28 protein-coding genes are annotated in these 25,584 nt (G+C 61.5%); 7 read left to right on the forward strand and 21 right to left on the reverse strand.

Features of this window, described 5'->3' with window-relative positions; genetic code table 11:
- Nucleotides 1–2: 2 nt before the first annotated feature.
- From AB4Z53_RS02400 to AB4Z53_RS02425, 6 genes are all read right to left on the reverse strand, one after another.
- Nucleotides 3–1,238 carry a MotB family protein gene (locus tag AB4Z53_RS02400; RefSeq protein ID WP_223726421.1) on the reverse strand — a complete coding sequence of 412 codons (1,236 nt, stop codon included), beginning with the start codon at nucleotides 1,236–1,238 and terminating at the stop codon, nucleotides 3–5.
- Nucleotides 1,235–1,888 (reverse strand): hypothetical protein, encoded by a 654-nt coding sequence (locus AB4Z53_RS02405; RefSeq protein WP_113536421.1) that lies wholly within the window; start codon nucleotides 1,886–1,888, stop codon nucleotides 1,235–1,237. Before AB4Z53_RS02405 ends, AB4Z53_RS02400 begins: the two co-directional genes overlap by 4 nt.
- 445 nt (nucleotides 1,889–2,333) lie before the next feature.
- Nucleotides 2,334–3,305, reverse strand: coding sequence for a flagellin N-terminal helical domain-containing protein (locus AB4Z53_RS02410; protein WP_441594485.1), 972 nt, complete (start codon nucleotides 3,303–3,305; stop codon nucleotides 2,334–2,336).
- Between the two features lie 362 nt (nucleotides 3,306–3,667).
- A complete protein-coding gene (locus AB4Z53_RS02415) occupies nucleotides 3,668–4,612 on the reverse strand; it encodes a flagellin N-terminal helical domain-containing protein (protein WP_441594487.1) in 945 nt (314 codons plus the stop codon).
- 272 nt (nucleotides 4,613–4,884) lie between these two features.
- Nucleotides 4,885–5,829, reverse strand: coding sequence for a flagellin N-terminal helical domain-containing protein (locus AB4Z53_RS02420; RefSeq protein ID WP_113536424.1), 945 nt, complete (start codon nucleotides 5,827–5,829; stop codon nucleotides 4,885–4,887).
- 289 nt (nucleotides 5,830–6,118) lie between these two features.
- Nucleotides 6,119–7,060, reverse strand: coding sequence for a flagellin N-terminal helical domain-containing protein (locus AB4Z53_RS02425; protein WP_113536425.1), 942 nt, complete (start codon nucleotides 7,058–7,060; stop codon nucleotides 6,119–6,121).
- A 374-nt stretch (nucleotides 7,061–7,434) separates the two neighbouring features.
- On the opposite strand from AB4Z53_RS02425, the gene AB4Z53_RS02430 reads away from it, so the two are divergent.
- Complete coding sequence (locus AB4Z53_RS02430) at nucleotides 7,435–9,378, forward strand: O-linked N-acetylglucosamine transferase, SPINDLY family protein (RefSeq protein ID WP_441594490.1); 1,944 nt, start codon at nucleotides 7,435–7,437, stop codon at nucleotides 9,376–9,378.
- Between the two features lie 99 nt (nucleotides 9,379–9,477).
- Here the strand turns inward: AB4Z53_RS02430 and fliP are convergent, their stop codons facing one another.
- The 14 genes from fliP to AB4Z53_RS02500 all read right to left on the reverse strand — a co-directional run bounded on the left by fliP (nucleotide 9,478) and on the right by AB4Z53_RS02500 (nucleotide 19,223).
- Nucleotides 9,478–10,215 carry a flagellar type III secretion system pore protein FliP gene (gene fliP, locus AB4Z53_RS02435; RefSeq protein ID WP_441594492.1) on the reverse strand — a complete coding sequence of 246 codons (738 nt, stop codon included), beginning with the start codon at nucleotides 10,213–10,215 and terminating at the stop codon, nucleotides 9,478–9,480.
- Nucleotides 10,216–10,223: 8 nt separating this feature from the next.
- A complete protein-coding gene (locus AB4Z53_RS02440; RefSeq protein ID WP_113536428.1) occupies nucleotides 10,224–10,721 on the reverse strand; it encodes a flagellar basal body-associated FliL family protein in 498 nt (165 codons plus the stop codon).
- 17 nt (nucleotides 10,722–10,738) lie between these two features.
- Nucleotides 10,739–11,452 (reverse strand): flagellar basal body L-ring protein FlgH, encoded by a 714-nt coding sequence (gene flgH, locus AB4Z53_RS02445; protein WP_113536429.1) that lies wholly within the window; start codon nucleotides 11,450–11,452, stop codon nucleotides 10,739–10,741.
- Nucleotides 11,449–11,988, reverse strand: coding sequence for a MotE family protein (locus tag AB4Z53_RS02450; protein WP_441594495.1), 540 nt, complete (start codon nucleotides 11,986–11,988; stop codon nucleotides 11,449–11,451). The genes flgH and AB4Z53_RS02450 overlap by 4 nt, the downstream gene beginning before the upstream one ends.
- Entirely contained in the window at nucleotides 11,985–13,100 is a 1,116-nt protein-coding gene (locus AB4Z53_RS02455; RefSeq protein ID WP_113536431.1) for a flagellar basal body P-ring protein FlgI, read from the reverse strand. Before AB4Z53_RS02455 ends, AB4Z53_RS02450 begins: the two co-directional genes overlap by 4 nt.
- Nucleotides 13,097–13,609 carry a flagellar basal body P-ring formation chaperone FlgA gene (flgA, locus tag AB4Z53_RS02460; RefSeq protein ID WP_113536432.1) on the reverse strand — a complete coding sequence of 171 codons (513 nt, stop codon included), beginning with the start codon at nucleotides 13,607–13,609 and terminating at the stop codon, nucleotides 13,097–13,099. The genes AB4Z53_RS02455 and flgA overlap by 4 nt, the downstream gene beginning before the upstream one ends.
- A 17-nt stretch (nucleotides 13,610–13,626) precedes the next feature.
- A complete protein-coding gene (gene flgG, locus AB4Z53_RS02465; protein ID WP_113536433.1) occupies nucleotides 13,627–14,415 on the reverse strand; it encodes a flagellar basal-body rod protein FlgG in 789 nt (262 codons plus the stop codon).
- A gap of 11 nt (nucleotides 14,416–14,426) precedes the next feature.
- Entirely contained in the window at nucleotides 14,427–14,768 is a 342-nt protein-coding gene (locus tag AB4Z53_RS02470; RefSeq protein ID WP_065372406.1) for a flagellar hook-basal body complex protein FliE, read from the reverse strand.
- Nucleotides 14,768–15,187: a flagellar basal body rod protein FlgC gene (gene flgC, locus AB4Z53_RS02475; protein ID WP_113536434.1), complete on the reverse strand. Its 420-nt coding sequence runs from the start codon at nucleotides 15,185–15,187 to the stop codon at nucleotides 14,768–14,770. Before flgC ends, AB4Z53_RS02470 begins: the two co-directional genes overlap by 1 nt.
- 5 nt (nucleotides 15,188–15,192) lie before the next feature.
- Nucleotides 15,193–15,573: a flagellar basal body rod protein FlgB gene (flgB, locus tag AB4Z53_RS02480; RefSeq protein WP_113536756.1), complete on the reverse strand. Its 381-nt coding sequence runs from the start codon at nucleotides 15,571–15,573 to the stop codon at nucleotides 15,193–15,195.
- A gap of 175 nt (nucleotides 15,574–15,748) precedes the next feature.
- Nucleotides 15,749–16,306, reverse strand: coding sequence for a flagellar protein (locus AB4Z53_RS02485; protein WP_441594499.1), 558 nt, complete (start codon nucleotides 16,304–16,306; stop codon nucleotides 15,749–15,751).
- On the reverse strand, nucleotides 16,306–17,697 hold the full coding sequence (gene fliI / locus AB4Z53_RS02490) for a flagellar protein export ATPase FliI (RefSeq protein ID WP_291162648.1): 1,392 nt from the start codon (nucleotides 17,695–17,697) through the stop codon (nucleotides 16,306–16,308). The genes AB4Z53_RS02485 and fliI overlap by 1 nt, the downstream gene beginning before the upstream one ends.
- Before the next feature lie 18 nt (nucleotides 17,698–17,715).
- Complete coding sequence (gene flgF / locus AB4Z53_RS02495; protein WP_113536437.1) at nucleotides 17,716–18,441, reverse strand: flagellar basal-body rod protein FlgF; 726 nt, start codon at nucleotides 18,439–18,441, stop codon at nucleotides 17,716–17,718.
- Between the two features lie 2 nt (nucleotides 18,442–18,443).
- On the reverse strand, nucleotides 18,444–19,223 hold the full coding sequence (locus AB4Z53_RS02500; RefSeq protein WP_113536757.1) for a DUF1217 domain-containing protein: 780 nt from the start codon (nucleotides 19,221–19,223) through the stop codon (nucleotides 18,444–18,446).
- 183 nt (nucleotides 19,224–19,406) lie between these two features.
- Between AB4Z53_RS02500 and motA the strand changes: the two genes are divergently transcribed.
- The 6 genes from motA (at nucleotide 19,407) to AB4Z53_RS02530 (ending at nucleotide 24,760) form a co-directional block, all read left to right on the forward strand.
- A complete protein-coding gene (motA, locus tag AB4Z53_RS02505; protein WP_113132131.1) occupies nucleotides 19,407–20,285 on the forward strand; it encodes a flagellar motor stator protein MotA in 879 nt (292 codons plus the stop codon).
- A 4-nt stretch (nucleotides 20,286–20,289) separates the two neighbouring features.
- A complete protein-coding gene (locus AB4Z53_RS02510; protein ID WP_113536438.1) occupies nucleotides 20,290–21,234 on the forward strand; it encodes a FliM/FliN family flagellar motor switch protein in 945 nt (314 codons plus the stop codon).
- Between the two features lie 24 nt (nucleotides 21,235–21,258).
- Entirely contained in the window at nucleotides 21,259–21,903 is a 645-nt protein-coding gene (fliN, locus tag AB4Z53_RS02515) for a flagellar motor switch protein FliN (protein WP_291162659.1), read from the forward strand.
- Between the two features lie 29 nt (nucleotides 21,904–21,932).
- Nucleotides 21,933–22,964 carry a flagellar motor switch protein FliG gene (fliG, locus tag AB4Z53_RS02520; RefSeq protein ID WP_113536440.1) on the forward strand — a complete coding sequence of 344 codons (1,032 nt, stop codon included), beginning with the start codon at nucleotides 21,933–21,935 and terminating at the stop codon, nucleotides 22,962–22,964.
- A gap of 273 nt (nucleotides 22,965–23,237) precedes the next feature.
- A complete protein-coding gene (gene flhB, locus AB4Z53_RS02525) occupies nucleotides 23,238–24,314 on the forward strand; it encodes a flagellar biosynthesis protein FlhB (RefSeq protein ID WP_113536441.1) in 1,077 nt (358 codons plus the stop codon).
- Between the two features lie 5 nt (nucleotides 24,315–24,319).
- A complete protein-coding gene (locus tag AB4Z53_RS02530; protein WP_065372397.1) occupies nucleotides 24,320–24,760 on the forward strand; it encodes a hypothetical protein in 441 nt (146 codons plus the stop codon).
- An 80-nt stretch (nucleotides 24,761–24,840) separates the two neighbouring features.
- On the opposite strand, the gene visR is transcribed toward AB4Z53_RS02530, so the two are convergent.
- Nucleotides 24,841–25,581, reverse strand: coding sequence for a transcriptional regulator VisR (gene visR, locus AB4Z53_RS02535; protein ID WP_441594503.1), 741 nt, complete (start codon nucleotides 25,579–25,581; stop codon nucleotides 24,841–24,843).
- Nucleotides 25,582–25,584 lie beyond the last annotated feature (3 nt).

Raw genomic sequence — 25,584 nt, forward strand, 5'->3', positions numbered from 1 at the left:
GTTTAACCCGGAGCCGATTGCAGCAGGATCTCGATTCGCCGGTTGCCCGGAGCGTAGGGATCACCGGGGATCTGCAACCGCCGATCGGCAAAGCCGCTGATCTGGCTGACGCGGTCTTCTTTCAGACCGCCGCGAACGAGCATGTAATAGGCGCTCTGGGCGCGCGCGGCCGAGAGCCGCCAGTTGTCATAGGTGCCGTCCTTGAACGGGCGACCGTCGGTGTGGCCGCGGATCGCGACTGCACCCGGGCGTTCGGCGAGCAGATGGCCGATCTTTTCCATCGCCAGCACCAGCTCTTTCTGCGGCACGGCTGAGCCGATGCCGAACATCTGCGCGTCCGTGCGCTCGCTGATCGTCACCATGAGGCCGCCCTCGGCCGGAGTTACGACGAGACCTTCCGCCAGTTGGCCGGCTTCACCGGCAAGCTGCTTCTTGAGCTCCGCCTGGAGTTCTTCGGCCTGCTTTTCTGCGTTCGCCTCAGCCGTCTCGGTCTTCGGCTTGTCGCCGGCGTCGCTCTCGGCCGTCTTATCCGTGCCGTTCTCGGCCTTCGCCTGCTCCGCCTGCTTTTGATCCTCGGACTTCTCGACCGCGGGAGCGCCGCCTGCCTGCATCGCCGATGCAGCGGCGAGCGCCACATCGCTCTTGGTCGTGTTGCCCGCGTCCTGCACTTCGACCTGCTTGGTCCAGAAGTCCGGGTCGAACGGATCGCGATAGGCTTCGCCTCCGTCGGCGCCGGTTGCCGGCCCGGATTGCGCCGCCCCGCCCTCACCCTTGACGCTGATGTTGGCCTGCTGGCCGACTTCGCGAGCGATTTCGGAGAGCACCGAATAGGGGTTTTCGAAGAAGTCTGCGTCGGAGTACTTGGTCTCTTCGCCCGAGGTCGCCGTCAGCTGGTCGCCGGTCTTGGCCGATCCGCCGGACTTGTCCTGCTCGCCATCAACCTTGGAACGCTGCTGCGTCTCCTCACCCTGTGCGTCCTTCGCCGGATCCTTCAGGCCGCGCTCGGCAGGCTTCTGGTCGGTCAGCTGCACCGGGTTGAAATAGGAGGCGATCGCTGCCTTCGTTTCCTCGTTGGCCGCGTTGATCAGCCACATGACGAGGAAGAAGGCCATCATTGCCGTCATGAAGTCGGCATAGGCGATCTTCCACGAGCCGCCGTGATGCCCATCATGGCCGCCACTGTGGCGCTTGACGATGATGATCTCATGCTTGCCGTTGTGATGGTTTTCGTCGCTCATGCGAGAACTTTCCGGACAGTATCGGCCCAGGCGGCCATGCGCGTCACCAGGATCGTACCGTCCATTTCGACAGCGAGATCGATGTCGTCGGTTTCGACGTGGCGGAACAACGGCATGTCCTCCCCGAGCTGGCGCTTCAGCGCCTCGAAGAGTTGGGTCGGGCCTTTGACGACAAGGGTGCAACCCTCGCCGGCCACCAGGCCCTGCTTGATCATCTGCGCCATGTCGGCGACGGCGCGCTGCAGGAGGGCATCCTCCATGACGGGTGCAAGAACGCGAGCGGTCTGATCGCCAAGTGCTGTGACCAGGCTGTCGGCCAGGTCGGCAAAACGCTCGGCCAGGCGGGCGGCGGTTTCCGCTTCAAGGCGCTGGGTCAATGCCGCGAGCTCGGCCGCGTGGGCTGCCTGCAGGTCGGCGATCTGGCGTTCATGTTCGAAGACGAGTTCGGCCGTCGCCTCGGCACGGCCTTCTGCAAAGGCCCTTCGGCGCTCCGTGTCGATGTCGATCTCCGGCATGGCTGGCCTCGCGCCGAGGCGGTCGCCATCGGCATAGTCGCTGTCCAGGTCAGGGAAATACTTTTGAGGCATCAGCGACAGCTCGACTTTCGGCGCGCTGAAATCCTTGAGGTAGCGGGAGAGCATCGCACTCATGACCGGTCACTCGTGGCAGCGCAGCGATGCGGCAAGCCCCGGCTGATCGCGAGACGGCACCCTCTGGCGCGAACTTCCATTGCTCCTGGCACTGCTGACATGTCTCCCACGGGTCCGGCCGCGGATGCGGAGAACCCAACATTCTTGACGTACATCGGCGAGATCCGGAGACATTCGTTCCCGGGGCGATCCGATGCAGGCGGCGGCCAAGATTCATTTTGGCCGGCAGTCATCCGACAGGACTGCGAGAGAAGGCTATTCGGTCAAACTTGTGCGAAAATGAATGTGTTGGACCGCGCCAGGGCAATTAGCGCGGTCCAACCGTTTCCACCGGGTGCCGTGACCGACGACGTGGCAGAACTCAACTTTTGCCGCCCCCGTTCTAGGGCGCGGAAGGGTTTGGCGGATCAGGCGGCCGTGGCCGGCCGCTCTGCGCCATTGCGCCTTACTGTTGGAACAGGCGTAGGATGTTCTCGGAATTCGTGTTGGCAATCGAGAGCGCCTGGATGCCGAGCTGCTGCTGGGTCTGCAGGGCCTTGAGCCGTGTCGATTCCTCGTTCATGTCGGCGTCGACCAGACGACCGACGCCCTTGTCGATCGTATCCATGAGGTTGGCGATGAAGCTTTCCTGCATGTCGATGCGCTTGGTAATAGCACCGAGCGTGGAGCCTGCATCCGTCAGCTGACCGAGGATATGGTCGACGACGCGGATCATGTCGTCCATCTGGGCATCGGTGGTCGCTGCCGTCAGCTTGATTTCCGATGAGGTCGCGTTCGGCGTGGTCACCGGCGCGCCGATCAGATGGAACAGCTTGGCCGAGGTGCCGACCGGCGAGGTGAGCTGGGAGGCGTCGTAGCTCCGGGTCAGCAGACCACGGCTTGCATTGGCCGTGTCGATCAGCATGGATTGCGCCGTGTCGAAGTCGAGCGTGGTGACCGACACGTTGCCGTTGGCGTCGCGGTTGAACGAGGCAACGATCGACTTGGTGCCGACCGAGGCCGCGTTCGCGTTGTAGAGCCAGTTTTCGCTGGAGAAGGATGCCGACTGGGCGGCCGCCAGGAGCTGGTTCTTGAGTTCAGTGATTTCCTTGTCGATCTTCAGCTTGTCGACACCCGGCTCGCGTGCTGCGACCAGCTTGCGCTTGATCTCGCTGACGACGTCGATCGACGAATTCATCGCCGCATAGGCCGTATCGATCTTGGCTGCGCCGAGGCCGAGCGCATCTTCGACGGTCGACAGTGCGGCGTTGTCGGAGCGCATGGTGGTCGCGATCGACCAATAGGCGGCATTGTCCGCCGCGGTCTGGACGCGGTAACCCGAGGAAATCCGGTCCTGGACTTCGGCCATGTCGGTGTTGATGGAACGCAAGGTCTGAAGCGCCGCCATAGCGGCGGTATTGGTCATGATGCTGGTCATTGGTCACCTGCCCCGAATGAATTTCTGAAGACATTCCGGAGTGCAGAACCGGCAGCGATGGGACTGGCATCATGCGAATCGCCCCTGTTTTGCCCTGGGGGCGACCCTTCGCTCTTAACCAATGTGTAACGATCGCATGGTTAACAAATGGTTAACGACGTTAGCGAGCTGGTAACGAAGGTGAACAAAAATAAGGGAATATGGACAAACGGTTAAGGATGGGTCGCACACGCTGCCGACGCGCCCCAAAACTGAGAACCATGAAAAAAAAGAAGAAGGCCGCACGACCCCGAGGGGCGTGCGGCCTTTCTGTTGTGTCGAAAAGTGGGGCGAATAGTCGCCCGCCCTTCCCTGTCGTTCGCTTAGCGGAACAGCGACAGAATGTTCTGCGAGTTGGTGTTGGCGATCGTCAGCGCCTGGATGCCGAGCTGCTGCTGCGTCTGCAGAGCCTTGAGGCGGGTCGACTCTTCGTTCATGTCCGCGTCGACGAGACGGCCAACGCCCTTCTCGATCGAGTCCGAGAGGTCGCGAACGAAGTTCTGCTGCAGTTCGACGCGGCTGTTGAGCGCGCCGAGATCGGCGGCGGCATCGGTCATCTGTAGCAGCGTTGCGTCAACGCCCGAGATGGCTTCGGCCAGAGCGCCCATCGTCATGTTGGTGATGTCCATGGTCAGGACGCTATAGCCAGCCGTGACGGTCGCACCGTTGGTCGCCAGCTTGTATTCCATGTTGCTGGAGAGCAGGCCCGTGCCGTTGGTGACGTTGGCGCCGGTGGCGTCAACCTGGATCAGCGAGCTTTTGTTCGTGTCGAACTGGAGCGTCGTCAGGCTGACGTTGCCCTGGGCGTCGCGGTTGAACGAACCGACGATCGACTTGGTGGCAGCCGTGTTGTTGGTGTCGTTGTAGATCCAGTTTTCGCCAGAGAACGAAGCCGACTTGGCGATGCTCACGAGCTGGCTTTGCAGCTCCTTGATTTCCTTCTGGATCTTGCTCTTGTCAACGCCCGGCTCGCTGGCGGCAACCAGCTTCTTCTTGATCTCGTCGACGACGTCCTTGGAGTTTTCCATGGCCGTGTAGGCAACGTCGGTCTTGGCAGCGCCGAGGCCGAGGGCGTCTTCAACGGTCGAGAGCGCCTTGTTGTCCGAACGCATGGTGGTTGCGATCGACCAGTAGGCGGCGTTGTCGGCAGCGGTACCAACGCGCAGGCCCGACGAGATGCGGTCCTGGGTGGTTTCCATCTGCGAGTTGATCGAACGCAGGGTCTGAAGCGCGCCCATTGCGGCGGTGTTCGTCATGATGCTGGTCATTGGCTGATTGCCCCTTGTGGCTGATTTGGAATGTAAAGGGACATTCCGGGATTACCGGGAAGCAGCGGTCAGCCTCATGCCTGTTAATGTTGATTAACCCGCCGCTTCGTTGGCCACAGAAAACACCATCGTGGTTAACAAAGGCTAAAACGCCGCAGTATTTTCGACATTTGCCACTGAAGCCCGCCAAGAAAAAACCGCGCCTCTTGCGAAGCGCGGTTCGATTTTTTGCTGTCGGACGCGGGCCGGAACCCGTGTCGTCTGGCGACCGATTAACGGAACAGCGACAGGATGTTCTGCGAGTTCGAGTTGGCGATCGTCAGCGCCTGGATACCGAGCTGCTGCTGCGTCTGCAGAGCCTTCAGGCGGGTCGACTCCTCGTTCATGTCGGCGTCGACGAGCTTGCCGATGCCCTTCTCGATCGAGTCCGAGAGGTCCTGAACGAAGTTCTTCTGCAGTTCGACGCGGCTGTTGAGCGCGCCGAGGTCAGCGGCGGCATCGGTCATCTGCAGCAGCGTTGCGTCAACGCCCGAGATGGCTTCGGCCAGAGCGCCCACCGTCATGTTGGTGATGTCCATCGACAGCACGCTGTAGCCAGCCGTGACGGTCGCACCGTTGGTTGCCAGCTTGTATTCCATGTTGCTGGAGAGCAGGCCCGTGCCGTTGGTGACGTTGGTGCCGGTGCTGTCGACCTGGATCAGCGAGCTCTTGTTCGTGTCGAACTGGAGCGTCGTCAGGCTGACGTTGCCCTGGGCGTCGCGGTTGAACGAGCCGACGATCGACTTGGTGGCAGCCGTGTTGTTCGCGTCGTTGTAGACCCAGTTTTCGCCGGAGAACGAAGCCGACTTGGAAATGCTGATGAGCTGGTTCTGCAGCTCCTTGATTTCCTTCTGGATCTTGCTCTTGTCAACGCCCGGCTCGCTGGCGGCAACGAGCTTCTTCTTGATCTCGTCGACGACGTCCTTGGAGTTTTCCATGGCCGTGTAGGCAACGTCGGTCTTGGCAGCGCCGAGGCCGAGAGCGTCCTGAACCGTGCCGAGCGCCTTGTTGTCCGAACGCATGGTGGTCGCGATCGACCAGTAGGCGGCGTTGTCGGCAGCGGAACCGACGCGCAGGCCCGACGAGATGCGGTCCTGGGTGGTTTCCATATCCGAATTGATCGAACGCAGAGTGGAGAGAGCCGCCATTGCAGCGGTGTTCGTCATGATGCTGGTCATTGGATGTGTGCCCCTTGTTGGCAATACTCGAAAAAAAGGGACATTCCGGGAGCTACCGGGAAGAAGCGGTCAGCGTCATGCCTGTTAACCGGTTAATGTTGTTGGTTAACCCGCTCCTTCGATGGACACAGAAAACACCATCGTGGTTAACACCGACCTAAGACGCTGCGATTATTTTCGGAACGCTTCGACATTCGATAAACCCAACAAAAAACCGCGCTTCTTGCGAAGCGCGGTTTCGATTTCTGCTATCCGGCGCGGACCGAGACCCGCGTCGTCTGGCGACCGATTAACGGAACAGCGACAGGATGTTCTGCGAGTTCGAGTTGGCGATCGAGAGCGCCTGGATGCCGAGCTGCTGCTGCGTCTGCAGAGCCTTGAGGCGGGTCGACTCTTCGTTCATGTCGGCGTCGACGAGCTTGCCGATGCCCTTCTCGATCGAGTCCGAGAGGTCCTGAACGAAGTTCTTCTGCAGTTCGACGCGGCTGTTGAGCGCGCCGAGGTCGGATGCAGCGTCGGTCATCTGCAGCAGCGTTGCGTCAACGCCCGAGATGGCTTCAGCCAGAGCGCCGGCCGTCATGTTGGTGATGTCCATGCTCAGGACGCTGTAGCCGGCGGTCACGGTCGAGCCGGTTGCATCCTTGTACTCCATGTTGCTGGAGAGCAGGCCCGTGCCGTTGGTGACGTTGGTGCCGGTGCTGTCGACCTGGATCAGCGAGCTCTTGTTCGTGTCGAACTGGAGCGTCGTCAGGCTGACGTTGCCCTGGTTGTCGCGGTTGAACGAGCCGACGATCGACTTGGTGGCAGCCGCGTTGTTGTTGTCGTTGTAAACCCAGTTTTCGCCAGAGAACGAAGCCGACTTGGCAATGCTCACCAGCTGGTTCTGCAGTTCCTTGACTTCCTTCTGGATCTTGCTCTTGTCAACGCCCGGCTCGCTGGCGGCAACGAGCTTCTTCTTGATCTCGTCGACGACGTCCTTGGAGTTTTCCATGGCCGTGTAGGCAACGTCGGTCTTGGCAGCGCCGAGGCCGAGGGCGTCCTGAACGGTCGAGAGCGCCTTGTTGTCCGAACGCATGGTGGTTGCGATCGACCAGTAAGCGGCGTTGTCAGAAGCGGAACCAACGCGCAGGCCCGACGAGATGCGGTCCTGGGTGGTTTCCATCTGCGAGTTGATCGAACGCAGGGTAGCGAGAGCGCCCATAGCGGCGGAATTGGTCATGATGCTCGTCATTAGAGTGTCCCTTTTTTACTTAAGACGATTGGGGGACATACCGGACTGTTTACACTACCGGTGATGGCGGATCGGCTTCATGCCTCTCGGTTCCAACGACTTTCTCGGAAGAAACCAAACCCGTCATGTGAGGCCGAATATCGAGCCCAATGCTTGCGAATTCCTTAAATGCCGAGACGGTACCGGCGAGAGATAATTTATACTTAACAAGGCTTTAAGTGAACGCGTGGGGTTACCGGGCGGACAATTGAAATGGCCCTTTGCGAGACGGAACCGCACGCCAATCCGGGCCGGCCGCGTCATGCCTGAGGCAAGGTCCCGCCCCTACGATGGCTGCAGGACCCGCTTTACGACATCAAGGTGCCAAGCCCTCGATGCCGGCAGCCCATACGACGGAGCTATCAGTGAACGCCCAAGCCATCTTCTCGACCGCTTCCCGGCAATACCAGAAAGGCCAGTACACGGACGCGCTCGACCAGCTCAACATCCTGATGAACGTCAATCGGGATACGAAGACCTATGTGCTGCTTGCCAAGGTTCTGCTGAAACTGGGGTTCAAGCCCGAAGCGGCGCGCGCCTACCAGCTCGCCGGCGAGGCCGGCGGCTCACGGTCGCAGGATTATCTGACGGAGGCGATGAAACTCTATTTCACCAACGGGCACGAAGACGAAGCGCTTGCGATCGGCCTGCCGCTTCTCGAAAAGGCCAAGACGGATCCGGATATCGCCTTCATCATCGCTTCGATTTTCCTGAAGCGCGACCAGAAAGAGATTCTCGGCCTGTTCAAGGCGCCACTTTCGACCAGCGCCAATCGCTATCACCAGTCGCTCGCATTCAAACTCCTGACAGCGGATGTTGGCGATGTGCAGGACCGCGAAGCCGTCGCCAATCTCTTCAAGGCCTACCCGAAGAATGCGACGCTGCGCTCGGCCTACCTCGTCTACGCCCGCGAAGCTAACGACTATCCGGAGGTCGAGAAGCACCACCGTGATATCGAGAGAGCCCTGAAGCTTGGTCAGGACGACACCCTCTCGTCGGAAGCGCCATATTACCACGTTACCTGGTGCGGAGATGAGAGGCTTAACCGGATCGCCGGCTCGCAATATCGCCCCTTCCCGCCGGAAAACACCGAGTTGCGCCGGACCATGGCACATGCATGGGGCGATCGCATACGTATCGGCTATGTGTCTTCCGACTTCTGGCACGATCACGCGACCATGAAGCTGATGGCAGCGGCGCTTGAGGCGCATGACCGCACACGCTTCGAGGTCACGCTGTTCTGCCATACTTCACCCAGCAATGTCGCAAGGGATAACGGCTCCCGCGAAAAATGGGGCAATATCATCCAGATCGGCGAGCTTTCCGATGAGCATGCGGCCGCAGTCATCCGCGCCCAGAACATCGACATCCTCGTCGACCTGAAGGGGCACACGCTCGAAAGCCGGGCGACGATCTTCAACCACAAGGCCGCCCCCATCCAGGTCAGCTGGCTCGGCTTCCCAGGCACTACCGTCAACGTCGATCTGGACTACATCATCGGCGATCCCCACGTGCTGCCCGACGGAAGCGAAAAGCATTACTACGAAAAATATTGCCGCCTGCCGGAGACCTATCAGCCGAACGACCCTTACAGCCGCCCGCTGCCGACGGCATTGTCGCGTCGCCAGCTCGGCCTTCCCGAGGATGCGTTCGTCTTCGCGTCGTTCAACGCCAATCGCAAGATATCGCTGCAGACGATCAACCTCTGGATCGAGATTCTTCAGCAGACTCCGGACAGCGTGCTGTGGCTAATGTGCGGCCGCCCGGACTCACGAGCGAACATCATCGCAAAGTTCAAGAGCGCCGGCATCGATACCAAACGCATCGTCGTCTGCCCCAAGGTCCTCTATCACGACCATATCAGCCGTATTCCGGTGGCGGACATCGGCCTCGACACCTATCCCTATAATGGCCACACGACGACGTCGGAGCAGCTTTGGGCCGGCCTTCCGGTCCTGACCTTCAAGGGCACCAACTTCGCCTCGCGCGTGAGCGAGAGCCTGCTCAACGCCATCGGCGTGCCGGAACTCGTTGCCGCAGGGCCGGAGGATTATGTGCGCGAGGCAGTCGCACTCTACAGCAACCGCGACAAGATTGCCGACTACCGCAAGACTCTCGAGGAAAACCGTTTCCGCATGCCGCTGTTCGACGCCGAACGCTTCTGCCGCCACCTGGAACAGGGCTACGAAATGATGGCTGACCGCGCACGAAAAGGCCTGGCGCCCGACCATATCGACGTCCCGGCCCTGCCGGCGCGTACCAGCTCGTTCGAGCGCTAGGCGAGCGAACACTCGATCCTGAACGACGAAAGGCAGCGCCAAGGCGCTGCCTTTTTTGTGTCTGTTCGAAGCGTCAACCGTTCGCTGACAGGCGTCTATCTAGCTGAAGGAGCGAACGAGACTGCCGACGAGCAGGTTCCAGCCGTCGAGCAGCACGAAAAACAGGATCTTGAAGGGTAGCGAAATCGCCGTCGGCGGCAGCATCATCATACCCATGGCCATGGTGATGGTGGCGACGATCAGGTCGATCACCAGGAACGGCAACATGATCAGGAAGCCGATTTCGAAGCCGCGACGGATTTCCGAAATCATGAAGGCGGGCACGACCGCCCTGAGGTCGACCTTGTCGTCGACGACGACCGTCTGGCCCTTTTCCTTGGCGATATCGATGAAGAGCTGCAGATCCTTGTCGCGGGTGTTGGCGAGCATGAATTCGCGGAAGGGCTCGGTGACCCTCGGGATCGCCTCAGCCTCGGTAATCTGGTTCTTCATCAGCGGGTCGATGCCGTCACGCCATGCGCGATCGAAGGTCGGGCCCATGACATAGAAGGTCATGAACAGCGCCAGCGAAACCATGATCATGTTGGATGGGGTAGTCGCCAGCCCCATGCCGGTGCGCAGGATCGCAAAGGCGATCACGAAACGCGGAAAGCTGGTGACCATGATCAGAATGCCCGGGGCCACCGACAAAACGGTCAAGAGGCCGAAGGTGCGGATGATCCACGAGGCGGCCGACCCGTCGACAGGCGTATTCAGGATATCAGAGGGAAAACTCTGGGCGCCGGCGATACCGGACATCGCCATCATGGCAACTATAAAGGCGACAAGCCGGACCATTTATCGAATCATTGGATGACGAAGGTTCTGAACATCACATTGGTTACGCGCCCATCGGAGCGCAGGTCAACCCGCTCTTGAATGTCATCCCGGAGATATTGAAAGCCACGCGGCCCCTGAATCTGCTGCAGCGAGACCGTCTTCAGATAGGCGGCGATATCCTGGTGGATCTGCTCGGCCAATTTGGGATCGGGCGCGCCGTCGAACTGCAGCGCCACCTCGAGCCGTATCCAATTCTCCGAAGGATAGGCAAGGTTGGTGGTGATCGGCTCCAGCTGGACGACGCCGTTCGCTTCCGTCGCAACCTTCGGCAGGCCCTCTTCGCCGGTGGCATTGGCAGCCGGTTCCTTCGTCGCCTCGACCTGCTCCTTGGGCGGAGGCGGCGCGAGCAGGCCGCCGACCAGCCAGCCGCCGCCGCCGGCGACGAGCGTCAGCACCGCGACGATCGCAATCGTTATGATCTTCGACGGCGACTTCGAAGCATTGGCGGAATCGAGTTCTTCCATCTTGCCATTCCCTGCCGTCAGATCGGCGAAATCAGGTCCATGATCTGCTGGCCGTAGGGCGGCTGCTGCACTTCGGTCAGGCGACCGCGGCCGCCATAGGAAATACGCGCCTCGGCGATGCGGTCGTAGGAGATCACGTTGTCGGCGTCGACGTCCCGCGGCCGGACGATGCCGGCGACGTTGAGAATGCGCAGTTCGTGATTGACGCGCACTTCCTGCGAACCGCTGATCAGCAGGTTGCCGTTTTCGAGCACCCCGGTGACGACAGCCGCAACGAGCAGCCGCAGCTTTTCCGAACGCTCGGTCTTGCCATCGCCTTCGGTCTTGGTGTTCGAGCCGTACTTCAACTCGCCCGACCAGTCGAAATCGCTCGACTGCGATTTGCCGTTGGCGCCGATGTTGAAGCCGCTTGCGTTCTTGCGACTGCGATCGGTCTTGTTGTCGAAGGTGGCGCCTTCGTTGATCTTGATATCGACCGTCAGGATGTCGCCGACATTGATTGCGCGCGCGTCCTTGAACAGAGCCGCCTGCTGGTCGTTCCACAACGAGTAGCCGTTCACCACCTGGCGCGGCTGCTTCGGATACATCGCCAGCTGCGGCGTCTGGGAATACTGCAGGCCGCTGCCGATCGGGCTCATCGAAGGCGCCCGACCAATCTCGTTGAACGCCTGGTTCTGACATCCGGCAAGCAGACCCGCCGCCGTCAGCACGGCCGTTAGACGCATTTTCATGATGGTTCCTTCGAGGTGTTCGGGTCGCTGGCGCTCGAAATGATGTTGGTGAGAGCTGCCGCTTTCTCGTCGCTCATTTCACTGAGGATCAGCGACGACTGCCGCGGCGGCAGCTGCATGACGATCGCCGCGGCGATTGCCGGATTGACCATTTCGAGCTTGCCGGCGGCCGCATCCGGCTTCATCGTCTTGTAGATATCGACGAGCCCGAGTTCGGCCTGTTTCAGGAAATCGTTGCGGCGTTTCAGCCAGTCCTCGTACTCATCGCGGCGCTTCTCCAGCGTCGCGATGCGTTCGTCGATGCTTGCCTGCAAGGTCTCGAGGTCCTTGCGCTGCAAAACATACCGCTGGTCGCGTGCCGCGTCGGCGATGTTGGTGCAGAATTGCTGAATCTCGTTCTGCGTCGCGTCGGCTGCCGGAGGTGCGGTGACGTCCTGGGCGAATGCGCCGGGCATCGTCAGCATCGAAGCTGCGGCCGCGCCGACAAACAGCAGATTGCGTACCTTGCCGAGAGATGGGTTGATGTTTGCCGTCATTGCAGCACTAGCTCCGCCTGTAGGGCCCCAGCCGTTTTGATGCTTTGCAGGATGGCGATGATGCCGTCTGGCTTGACACCGATGTTGTTGAGACCGGCGACGAGGGAGCGAAGGCTCGACCCGTTGAGGATCGCCACCGTGCCGCCATCGGACTGCGCGTTGATGGTGGTGTTCGGCTCCACCTCCGTCCGTCCGCGCGAGAACGGCAGCGGCTGAACCACGGTCGGCGTCTCGCTAACCTCGACGGTCAGGGTGCCGTAGCTCACCGCCACCTCGTTGATGCGAACATCCTGGCCGATCACGATCGTGCCGGTGCGTTCGTTGATGACGACGCGGGCCGGGACATCGGTCTCGATCACGATGTTTTCGATATCGGCCATCAGCCGGGCGAGATCGGCCATCTTCGGCTTTTCGACGAGCACGGACTGGGAGTCACGGGCCTCGGCAATGCGGCCGCCATATTGCTGGGCGGCATACTTGTTGATCGCCGCCGCCATGCCGACTGCCGTCGAGAAGTCCGGGTTGCGCAGTTGCAGAACGAGGTTGAAGCCGTCCTTGAACTTGGACGGCAACTCGCGCTCGATGATCGCGCCGTTGGGAACCCGCCCGGCCGTCGTCACCCCTTGGTTGAGCGTTGCCGCATCACCCTGCGCGGCAAAACCCGTCACAACGACGGAACCTTGAGCGACCGCATAGATCTGTCCGTCCGCGCCCGACAGCGAGGTCATCACCAGCGTGCCGCCGCGCAGCGAAGTGCTGTCGCCGAGCGAACCGACCGTCACGTCGACGCGGCTGCCGGGGCTCGCGAAGGGCGGCAGGGTGGCCGTCACCAATACCGCCGCAACGTTGCGCGTGCGGGAATCCCCGCCCTGGGTGGAGATGCCGAGATTCTGCAGCATTGCGCGGATCGACTGGTCGGTGAACGGCGAGGCACGCAGGGTGTCGCCGGTGCCCTGAAGGCCGACCACGAGACCGTAACCGATCAACTGGTTGTCGCGCCCAGCCTGGAGCGAGGCGACATCCTTGATCCTGGACGCACCGAGAGCCGGCGTCAGCGCCACGGAGAACGCGACGGCCAGCGTCAGGAACCATTTGCAGGCAAGCATTTTCATTTCGCCACCACATGGACAGTGCCGTCGGCCATCACCGTTCCGGAAACGATGATGCCGGTATCGATATTGCGCGCCCGGATCAGTTCGCCGATGGCGGCATCCTGGAGCGGTGATCCGGCAGCGCTGATGGTCAGGCCGCCGTTGCTAAAGACGAGGCGCACGGTGGAGCCACGTTCGACCGCGTACTGCTCGCGCAGCGCGTTTGCGAGGATCACCCGGCCCGGCAGGAGCGTGCGCTTGGTGACCTTGCCATCGATTTCGTTCAGGGTCCTGATGTAGCCATCCGCGAGATCGGGGTTGGTAACCTCGACGACTTCGACGCGGCTGCGGTCGACCGTTTCGCCCGGATAGATCGTCCGCGTCGGGATCACCGCCGTCAGCCGCTCCGCGAGGGTTGCCGATGGCAACAGGAAAGTGGCGGCAAGCAAAGCGCCAGCCGCCAGACGAAGCGCCGTGGAGGCGCGGTCGTCTTTCGAAACCTTGATGTTTGCGGATCGGCGAAACATCATGTTTGCCCCCTCTTTCGTTACCTGAGGTTCTTGCTCACCGTGGCCGCCATTTCATCGGCCGCCTGAATGATCTTGGAATTCATCTCGTAAGCGCGCTGCGCCGAGATCAGGTCGGTGATTTCCTTGACCGGATCGACGTTGGACGCCTCGAGGTACTTCTGCTTGATTTGGGCGAAGCCCGGGTCCGCAGGCGTACCGACGATGGCGTCGCCGGAAGCCGGGGTTTCCTTGAAGAGGTTGTCGCCCTGCGGCTCCAGACCAGCTTCGTTGACGAAGTTGGCGATCGTCAGCTGACCGATTTCCTGCATCGCGGGGTCGTTGCCGATGCGCACCATCACCTGACCGGAGCTGGTGAAGGCGATTTCCGTCGCATCCTGCGGAACCGTGATGCCGGGGACGACCGTGTAACCGTCGATGGTCACGAGCTGGCCCTGCGCATTCTTGTTGAAGGCGCCCGAACGCGTGTAGACCGTCTCGCCGTCCGGCGTCTCGACCTGGAACCAGCCGCGGCCCATCAGGGCCAGGTCATAGTCGTTGCCGGTGTTGACCATGCTTCCCTGGATATGCAGGTTACGCACGGCAGCCGTCTGAACGCCGAGACCGATGATCGCGCCTTCCGGAACGATTGCCTGGTTCGAACGGTTCGGCACGCCCTGGGCGCGCTCGGTCTGATAAAGCAGATCGGAGAATTCGGCGCGCGCGCGCTTGTAACCGGTCGTGTTGATGTTCGCGATGTTGTTCGCGATCACTTCGAGGTTCAGCTGCTGGGCGTTCATGCCGGTTGCGGCAATGGAAAGGGCCTTCATGTCTCGTTCCTTCAGATCTGCATGCGCGCGATTTCGAGGTAGGCGGTAACCACCTTGTCGCGGATGGCGATTGCTGTCTGGAGCGACTGTTCTGCATTCATGACAGCATCGACAACTTCACGGGTGTTTGCCTGGCCGCGAATGCCGTCGAGCGATGCGCCCTCGGCCTTTTTCATCGCGTTGATGGTATCGGTCGCCATATCCCCGAGGACCGAGGCGAAGCTCTGCCCCTGCGGCACGCCCGGCGTGGCGGCCGGCATGCCGAAGATCGACGAGGAGGAAGATGTGGAACGGGTGCCGTCGGTCTCTTTGGTGACCGAGAACGCGCCGAGGGATTTGACTGCATCGATCATTATTGCGAGGCTCTCAACAGGTCGATTGTCTGGGAAATCAGATCGCGGGACTGCTTGATGGTCTGAAGGTTGGCCTCGTAGGCGCGGTTGGCTTCGCGCATGTCGGCCATCTCGACCAGGATGTTCACGTTCGGCAACTTGACCATGCCCTTTTCGTCGGCGGCCGGATTGCCCGGATCAAACTCGATGTTGAAATCCGAATCGTCCGTGCCCTGCCGTTCGATCTCGACCAGCGAAGCGCCGCTTGCCCGGTCGACTTCGGCGGCGAAGCTGACGGTCTTGCGGCGGTAGGGGTCGGCGCCCGGCGTGTCGCCGGTCGAGCGCGCGTTGGCGATGTTTTCCGAGACGATACGCAGGCGGGTCGATTCCGCCTGGAGGCCCGAGGCCGATACCTTGAGGGCTGAGGTCAGTGGATCCATGGTTCTTACTTCCGTACCGTCATCAGCATCATGCGATGGAACGCCTTCACAAGCCCGGCGCTAAGCTCGTAGTCGCGCTTGATTTCGCCGGTCTTCATCATTTCCTGCTCAATCGCGACGCTGTTGCCGGATTGCTGGATCTGTACCCCGTCGACCATGCCGACTTCGGCGACCTGCGAGGCTTGGAGGCCGTCGGTGAAGTGCGCCTTGTTCGTCGCAGCCATCTGCATGCCGGTGTCCTGCAGCACGCTTTCGAACGGCTTGACGTCCTTCGCCTTGTAGTGCGGCGTGTTCGCATTGGCGATGTTGCCGGCCACCACGTTCTGGCGAACGGTCAGCCACTGGGCCTGCCGGGACGCGAGTTCGAAAAGCTGAATCGGTTGCATCAAAAGCTCCATGCTTGGTGATGCGAACCTAGGCCGGTAATCTTGCGTGGGACTTTCGTCGGACGCAGCTGCGACAGGAACGTTTGCGTCCCGCTGCCGGCCGGCGGGGCAAAGAGCAGCGCGCCGCGCATCTCAAGAGATACGCGGCCGTCAGCTCAGACGATGTGAGGCTTGCTCAGTTGGCCTGGTAGACTTCGCCGGACGACGTGATCATCACCCACTGGCCATCGCGCTGCTCGAGCGTGGCAAGACGCGTGTTGTCGGGCAGGACGGAACCGATGCGCACGATATACATGCCGCTCGCGTCCTCGATCAGCGCCCGGCCGTTAGCGACATGCATCAGCTTGAAGCCCGACTTGCCGGGGAAGGGCTGAAAAAGTCCCTCTTCCGCGGCAGTCCCTTCCGGGCCTGGGCCATCGCCGATGCCGGGCACGGTCGCCGTCGTCAACTGGTCGATCGCGGCAAGCGTCTCGCCGTCGCCGTCGGGCATTGCCAGCGGCGAGACCGAAACGACGTTGCGGGCGGCACGCTCCGGCAGATCGCGGGTCGACCCCTGCCAGAGCGGCGGCATGGTGAACTTGTCCTGATGGAAGAAGGCATACCAGGGAAAGAACGTCGCAAAGGCGGCCAGCGCGACACCGGTCGCGGCCAGGAACTTGTCGGTCATCGGCATGCGGCTGGTGCGCTTGCGCTGATGAACCATTTCGTCCGCTTCGTAATCGGTCACCGCCATCACCTCGCTCTCGCGCCCGGTTGATTGCCCATCGCCGCCGCCTTCAAGGCATTGGCGAGATCGGCAAATGCGTCCTGCGCCGGGCGCTCGCCGGCGGTCTGTGTCAGCACGTCATAGATGACCGGCACCTGCTTGATCGCCATATCGAGGTCGGGATCGCCGCCGGGGCGGTAACCGCCGATGAGGCGAAGGTCGCGGGTTTCTTCGAAGCGGTGGATCAGCGCCTTCAGGCGCGCCACCAGCTTTTCCTGATCCGGCGTCCAGGCCTTGCGCGCCAGACGCGAAATCGATGCGAGCGGGTTGATCGGCGGGTAACGCCCCTCTTCCGCAAGGCTGCGCTCGAGCACGATGTGGCCATCGAGAATGCCACGGGTCGAGTCGGCGACCGGATCGTTGTGGTTGTCGCCATCAACGAGGATGGAGATGATCGCGGTGATCGTGCCCGAGCCTTCGGTGCCGGGACCGGCGCGCTCCAACAGACGGGGCAACTCGGTGAAGACCGAGGCTGGGTATCCGCGGGCGATCGGTGGCTCGCCGGAAGCCGTCGCGACCTCGCGGATCGCGTGAGCGAAGCGGGTGACGCTGTCGACGATCAAGAGCACATTGTCGCCATTGTCACGATAGTGCTCGGCAATGGTGACGGCCGTCAGCGGCGCCATCTTGCGCAGCATCGGGCTTTCGTCGCTGGTTGCCACCACGGCGACGGACTTCGCGAGATTGTCGCCGAGCGTATCCTCGATGAATTCGCGCACTTCGCGGCCGCGCTCTCCGACGAGCGCTATCACCACCTTGTCGAAGGCGTCTGCGCGCGCCAGCATCGAAAGAAGCGTCGACTTGCCGACACCGGAGCCGGCGAAAATGCCGAGGCGCTGGCCAAGGCAGAGAGGCGAAAAGATGTCGATCGCCCTTACGCCGGTAAGAAAGCCCTTCTCGACCCGTTTGCGGCTCATCGACGGCGGTGCGGTGTTGGAGATCGAACGGCGCACGTCGCCCTGCAGCAGCGGCCCGAGACCATCGATCGGCTCGCCGAGTGCATTGATGGCACGGCCGCACCATTGGTCGGTCGGCGCGACGCGGAAGGCTCCCTTGCGGATGACCGTATCATGGATGCCGATCGGATCGCCCGGTTCGATCGGGCAGACGACCACCCGCTCCGGCTCAACCCGCACCACCTCGCCGAGATGCGTTCCGGTGACGCTCTTGTGGGCGACGAAATCTCCGAGCCGCACATGCCGCGACAGGCCGGTCACCGTATAGTGACCGGGCGAAATCGTCTGCACGTGACCGCCGGGGGCGATCGAGAATTCGGGCTTTGCATAGCGCTCGACGAGGCCGGCAAGTGCTGCCAGAGAGGTCGATCCCGTGCTTGTCTTCAGGCCTTCGCGTTGCATGCCGGTATCCGTCAGAAATTAGCGACTGCCGCCGAGCGTCTTGACCGCTTCCTCGAGCGATCCTTCGCTGTCACGCAACAGGGACGTGATGTTGTCGAAGGCGCGCGTGACCATGATCAGCTGCGACATTTCCTGGATGGCGTTGACGTTCGACTCCTCGAGGAAGCCCTGCATCACGCCGACGTCGAAACGGTCGACCACTGCCTCCGGCTGCATCGCCGGCTGCACGGCGCTGTTGTCGAGACGCACGAAGCCGTTGCTGAAATCGGCCTGATAGAGGCCGAGCGAGGCGACAGCGACACCGTTCTGGTGGAGCGCGCCATCGGCCCCGACGGTGATTTCACCGCCATTGCCGTTGAGCTGGATCGGCGCGCCGCCGGCATCGAGCACCGGATAGCCGCGGATCGTGACGAGTTCGCCGGCATCCGTCAGGGTGAAGCGACCGTCCCGCGTCAGGGCCGGGCCAGCCGGCGTCTCGATCTGAAACCAGGCGTCACCCTTGACGGCGAAGTCGAGCGCCCCGCCGGTGCGCGTCAGCGAACCGTTGTTGGTGTTCAGGAATTCCTCGCCCTTGCTGACATAGGCAACCTTTGTCGGCTTCGTATCGCCGAGCATCTGGTTGAACTTCACTTCAGTGCCACGGAAACCGACGGTGTTGGCATTCGCGATGTTGTCGGCAAGTGTGTTGAGGCGCTTTTCGAGCGCCATCTGCGACGAAATCGCGACGTAAAGACCGGTCTGCACGTTCAGCGTCCCCCGAGTTTCAGGCTGTTGATGGACAGGAGAAGATCGGAAGAGATGCCGTAGCCGCTCGAAGAACCGAAGACTGCGAGCGGATCATAACCGTCCGTTGAATTTTTAGTTTCCCAGAGCGCCGCGAATCGGTCGAGAAACTCGGTCAGTTTGCTCGGGCTCTGGAAGTCCTTGAAATCGATCGCTTCTTCATAGGCCTCGGCCTGACGATCGACATCGGTCGCGGCGAATTCGTCAGGCAGTTGCAGCGCCGTGCGCACCACCTGGGCCAGCGCCTCGTCGGCGATGATCTCATAACCACTGCTGATCGTCGGCGCCATGCGCGAGAAATAGAGGGCAAGCCGCACGCCGGCATTCTCTTCGCCGGCATTCTGCTCCAGCGTCTGGCGGGCGTATTTGTCGGCGACGCCCTTCTGTGCGCGATCGAAGGATGTGGCGGCCGCGCCGTGAGCGGCGAAATTCAGCGATTCGACGAGCTGCTTGTAGCGGTTGTCGGTCAGCTTGTTGGCGAAGGCGTCATCCTTGTCGATGCCTTCGGTCAGCACCTTGCGCATGAAAGCCTTGGCATAGCCCATGTCTTCGAGGCCGTGAGCCTTCATGGCGTAGTTGTAGAGCCTGCTATCGGCAAAGAAGTCGTCGATCGTTTTGACGTCGCCGATTTTCGACAGGTAGTACTCCGTCTCGCGGGCCACATCCGGCTGCTCGGCAACACGGGCCAACGACTTGCTCAAGTCGGCCGTTATCAGCTTGTAGCTCGTATAGGTCGTGGTCACGATCGGTTTGCCCCTGCCGGAATGACACAGACAGAGCATGCGCCCTGCCTTGCCAAATCCTGACCGGATAGCCTTGCGCGAACCTGTTCCGATGAATGCTCCCATCGCCCGTACCGGCCAGCCTCACGCAAGCATGAAACCGTATCCCGTTTGTGGAAAATAAGATCGCGACAGGTATCGAAAATGAACATCATCATCGGGCTTCTTGTGACGTTCGGCTGTATTCTCGGCGGCTATCTGGCCATGGGCGGCCACATGGAGGTCCTCAACCAGCCCTTCGAACTGCTGATCATCGGCGGTGCCGGCATCGGCGGCTTTATCATGGCCAACTCGATGAAGGTGGTGAAGGATACCGGCAAGGCGCTGGGTGAAGCCTTTCGCCACCGGGTGCCGAAGGAGCGCGAATATCTCGACACGCTCGGCGTTCTCTATTCGCTGATGCGGGACCTGCGCACCAAGTCGCGCAACGAGATCGAAAGCCACATCGACAACCCGGAAGAATCCTCGATCTTCCAGGCAGCGCCGACGGTTCTGAAGAACAAGGAACTGACCGCCTTCATCTGCGACTACGTGCGCCTGATCATCATCGGCAATGCCCGTTCGCACGAGATCGAAGCGCTGATGGACGAAGAAATCCAGACCATCACCCACGACAAGATGAAGTGCTATCACGCGCTGAACACGATGGGCGACGCCTTTCCAGCCATCGGTATCGTCGCGGCCGTTCTCGGCGTCATCAAGGCGATGGGCGCGATCAGCGAGGCGCCGGAAGTTCTCGGCGCCAAGATCGCAGCCGCACTCGTCGGCACGCTGCTTGGCGTGTTCCTGTCCTATTCGATCGTCGCGCCGCTGGTCGCCAACATCAAGTCCGTCCGTGAGAAGCAGAACCGCCTCTACATCATCGTCAAGCAGACGCTGCTTGCCTACATGAACGGTTCGGTGCCGCAGGTTGCGCTCGAATACGGCCGCAAGACCATCTCGGCCTACGAGCGTCCGTCGATCGATGCGGTCGAGCAGGAAATGATGAACCCCGGCGGCGGCGGCGAAAGCAAGGCGGCTTGATCCCATGAATTCCGCAACATCCAACGTTCACGCATTCGACCGGAAACTCCTGGCGCGCATGACCGGCGCGCTCGGCGACGACAAGGTGATCGGCCGGCTGGCACTTGAGCTCGGCCAGGTCTTCGGCGAATTCCTGCCCGACATCTGCCGGGCGGAGACGGGCCTCGACGTCACGATCGGCTATGCCGGTTTCCGAACGGGGCTCCGCCAGCAGCTGATCGCCGGCCTTGGTACCGGCGTGGTGATCAGCGACGTGTCGTTGCGCAACTGGTGCGCGGATTTCCAGGTCGCCTGCGACAGCCCGATCATCATCACTCTCGTCGAGGCGTTGCTCGGTGCCGAGCCTGAAGGCATCGAGGAGCCGCAGCCGCGCGCACTTTCCCAGATCGAGATCGACGTCGCCGTACCGCTTTTCGAAAAGATCGCCGACGTGCTGCGCACCGCCGTCAACGCGCCTGGCGGTTTCGAACCTATCGTCGAACGCCCGCTCAACAGCGTGTCGCGTCCCAAGGCCGATCCAATGATCGAGGACATCCATGCGGGCGCCATCGACATGACGATCGGCTTCGGCCCTGTCCTGTCCACCTTCTCCGTCATCGTCCCGCAGAGCGTCCTCTTGAAGACCACGATCGTCTTCCCGAAGGGCAGCGGCCAGCAGCGCAAGGCGAAGGCCGAATGGACCGAGCAGCTCGAGGAACAGGTCCGCCGTTCCGCCGTCACGATCGAGGCGCGCATCCGGCTCGAAAGCCTGACGCTCGAAACGATCAGCCGGCTGCAGGCAGGCGACGTCATTCCCTTCCATGACGCCCAGGACGTTCGCGTCGACGTCAACGCCAACGGTCGCGATCTCTATGTCTGCGAATTCGGGCGATCGGGATCGAAATACACGGTTCGGGTCAAGGATACCCATGGCTCCGAGCAGGACATCCTTCGCCACATCATGAGTTAAATCGGCCTGCCGCGCGCTCGCAGCATGCCTGAGGCAAGCTTCAACTGGAATAGTTCTCACATGGCACCCAAAAAAGCACCCATCAACGAACAGGCAGAAGCCGCTGTCGGAGACATGGAACTCGACCAGGCGATCAATGACCTGCGCGGTGTCCTCAAGCAGGATTCGGATGCGCCGGCAGCCTTTGGCTCGGAATTCGGCGGCGAAGCCATTGGCGCGGGAACCGAGTTCGGCAGCGAATTCGGCGCACCGGCCGGCGGCCTCGACGCATTCGGCGGCGATTTCGGCGGCAGCGACTTCGGCGCCGATCTCGGCGGCGGTTCCGCTTCGAGCGATTTCGGCGGTACGGATTTCGGCGCGACGTCCTTCGACGGCGCTGATGCCGTGATCGACGCGCCGCCCGGAAGCGGCATGACGGCCAATCTCGACCTCATCATGGATATCCCGATCGATGTCCAGATCGTGCTCGGCACCAGCCGCATGCAGGTTTCCGGCCTGATGAACCTGAGTGAAGGTGCGACGATCGCACTGGATCGCCGGATTGGCGAACCGGTCGAGATCATGGTCAACGGCCGGGTGATCGGCCGCGGCGAAATTACCGTTCTCGAAGGCGACGACACCCGGTTCGGCGTCAAACTCATCGAGATCAAGGGCAGCAAGAAGTCATAGAGCCCGATGATCGGGCGAAGGATAAATCCATGATGGATTTCGAAAGTTTCGAGGCTCAGGCGCTATCAAGGCCGCTCAGCCAGACGGACAAGGCGGCGGCCGTTCTGCTTGCCATGGGCAAGGGCGTCGCAAGCAAGCTCTTGAAGTTCTTCACCCAGAGCGAGCTGCAGTCGATCATCGCTGCGGCTCAATCGCTGCGCGCCATCCCGCCGCATGAGCTGGAAGCCCTCGTCAACGAGTTCGAAGACCTCTTCACCGAGGGCGCTGGGCTGATGGACAATGCCAAGGCGATCGAAAGCATCCTCGAAGAAGGCCTGACCCCCGACGAGGTCGACGGCCTGCTCGGCCGCCGCGCCACCTTCCAATCCTACGAAGCCAGCATCTGGGACCGCCTGCAGGAATGCGATCCGGTGGCCGTATCGATGCAGCTTGCCAAGGAACACCCGCAGACGATCGCCTACGTGCTGTCGATGATGCCTTCGGGCTTTGGCGCCAAGGTCCTGCTGCAACTTTCCGAAGAGCAGCGGCCGGACATCCTGAAGCGTGCCGTCAACATGAAGGACGTCAACTCCAAGGCGGCCGCGATCATCGAGAAACGCGTCCTGGAAATGATCGGCGAGATGGAAGCGGAACGCAATTCCGCCGGCCCGGCCAAGATCGCCGAGGTGATGAACGAACTCGACAAGCCGCAAGTGGACACCCTGCTCGCGTCGCTCGAATCGCTCAGCACCGCGTCCGCCAACAAGGTGCGCCCGAAGATCTTCCTCTTCGACGACGTGCTCTACATGCCGCAACGCAGCCGCGTTCAACTCTTCAACGACGTGTCGACGGACATCATCACGATGGCGCTGCGCGGATCGACGGGAGAACTGCGCGAATCGGTGCTCGCCTCGATCGGCGCCCGTCAGCGCCGCATGATCGAATCCGACCTCGCCATGGGCGACGCCGGCATCAACCCGCGCGACATCGCGATCGCACGGCGTTCGATCACCCAGGAAGCCATTCGACTGGCCGCAAGCGGCCAACTCGAACTCAAGGAAAAGGACGCGCAAGCGGCCTGACCCGACACGCGCTTGCGGACAGCCCGCCGCACGGACGGCCGGCGCGCACCTTCCTCACCTTATTTCCTGTTGAGCCCTGGCGAATGCCGGGGCTCAGCGCTTGCCTGCCCTGCCTTCCCGGTTCACTACTGCATTTCCCTGGATCGACATCGATCTTGAGGAATATGCGGCGGCCCGACGTCTTGCAGCGACGTTTGCACGTCTGAAGAGACCCGCGGCGCTGAAGAAAGCGCGATCAACGCTGCCTGGATGTAACCGGAGCCTTCCTGCTTCATGTCTGATGATCAGGATAAAGACAGCAAAACAGAGGCCCCGTCCGAGAAGAAGATCTCCGACGCCGCCGAGAAGGGTAATGTGCCCTTCTCCCGCGAGGCGACAATGTTCGCCTCAACGCTCGCGATCTACATCTTCTTCGTCTTCTTCCTTGCCGACGGCGTCAGCACCATGGCGGAGGCCTTGAAGGACATCTTCGAGCAACCCGAAGCGTGGCGGCTGGAAAACGCGACGGACGTGGTGGCGCTCATCACCCATCTTGCGTGGAAATCGACCGCGCTGCTCGTGCCGGCCTTCGTGCTGCTCATCCTTTTCGGCGTCGGCTCCTCGATCTTCCAGAACCTGCCGCGCCCAGTACTGGACCGTATCCAGCCGAAACTGAACCGTATTTCGCCGATGGGCGGTTTCAAGCGCATCTTCGGTGTCCAGGGACTGGTCGAGTTCGGCAAATCGCTGTTCAAGATCATCATCGTCTCCATCGTCGTCGTCCTGGTGCTGTGGGACGATTACTTCGCGACGCTCGACCTGATGTTCTCCGATCCGGTCACCATGTTTTCGACGATGGCGAGCGATCTCAACGAGATCATGATCGTCATCCTGTTTGCGACCGCAGTGCTGGCGATCGCCGACCTCTTCTGGTCACGGCACCATTGGTACACCGAACTGATGATGACCAAGCAGGAGGTGAAGGAGGAAATGAAGCAGGCCCAAGGCGATCCGATCGTCAAGTCGCGCCTGCGCTCGATGCAGCGTGATCGCGCACGCAAGCGCATGATCTCGTCCGTTCCGCGTGCCACGCTGGTGATCGCCAACCCGACCCACTACGCCGTCGCCTTGCGCTATGTGCGCGAGGAAAGCGACGCGCCGATCGTCGTGGCGATGGGCCAGGATCTGGTTGCCCTGAAAATCCGTGAGATCGCAGAGAAAAACGGTGTGCCGGTGTTCGAGGACCCGCCGCTTGCGCGCTCCATGTTTGCACAAGTCTCGGTCGATAGTGTGATTCCACCGGTGTTTTACAAGGCTGTTGCCGAACTCATTCACCGGGTGCATGCATCGCAACCAAAACGGATGACATAACTCCGATGAAAAAGTGCGAATTCTCCGAGAAGCGGGAACAGATCGTAGCTGAAGCAATTCGCCCCGTGGCGACCGAACTGCGTCTGATCGACGCCGCTGATTTCATCGCACTCTTGCGGTTCGAGTCCTATGCCAGCCTCGCTGATCTGGTCGAGTCGGCGGCAGAACTCTACTTTCTGCCAGGCACGGTCAACTTCGGCCTCGGCGGCAACTACAATCTGGATTGGGATTGCGAGCCGGAAATCGTCCTCGACCTGGAGCTCAAGCCCCGTGGCGTCACCATCTATGTCCGCCTGTCCCTCGGCAACGAGACGGCCGGCATCGAGATCAGCCATATCAGCTTCCAGAATCCGTCGGCCGACCCGGATGAAAACACCGCCTTCCTGGCACGAAGCCTGGCGGACGCCAAGTTCATCAAGTCCTACGAATTGCCGCTCGCCAGCTGAGGGAGCCGCTTAAGCGCGTCCGCATTTTTCCGACGCGCCAGTACTCAAGACCCTTGCGGAGCGGACAGCCCTGCCAGGTTCTAGCTGATGTAACCAAGGCGGATCGCCTTGGCGATCGCCTGGATGCGGTTGACCGAATCGAGCTTGGTCGTCGCCGCCCCCAGATAGGCGTTGACCGTGTGGACGGAGAGGCCCATGCGCTCGGCAATCTCTTCGCTGATATGGCCGTCGCCTGCCATCTGCAGGCAGGCGATCTCGCGGTCGCTGAGCGTTTCGGCCGGCGCCATGCGCTTTTCGTCGGCGGCCAGAAGGTCGGTCATGATCATGCAGCTGCGGCCGTGCAGGTCCACCACCTGTTCCGTCGAGGCATCGACATAATTGCCGGCAAAGATCACGTAGCCGTTGCCCTGGGCGCCGAGCCTGACGGGAAAGGCGATGCCGGAAAAGGATAGCTTTCGGGCCTTCAGCCGATGCGCAAAAGGCGCAAGGTCGAAGACCTCGGCCGCCTGGTGCTCCCCTGCCCCGTTCCAAAGCACCGGCAGCAGGGATCGGTCGAGGTGGGCAATCAGCTCCTCGCCGTAGGTGCTGACGAGATCATGCGCATTCGCTTCGGCCGAAAGGCCCCAGTTGTCGAGGACACAGGTCAACTTTCGCGCCGTTCCCTTGCCGTTGAGACGCAGCACGGCGAAGTGCTTGGCATTGATCTGCCGCTGCATGGCTTGAAGACGCGTGACCAAGGTCGCGGCACGCGCGGCGCGGTTACCCTGTCTGGCAAGCTTTTGTTCGTCGTCGATCCGCCCGCCACCGAGAAAATGGGTCATCGC

Origin of the sequence: Ensifer sp. 2TAB8, assembly GCF_052115125.1 — a bacterium.
GTDB lineage: Bacteria > Pseudomonadota > Alphaproteobacteria > Rhizobiales > Rhizobiaceae > Ensifer.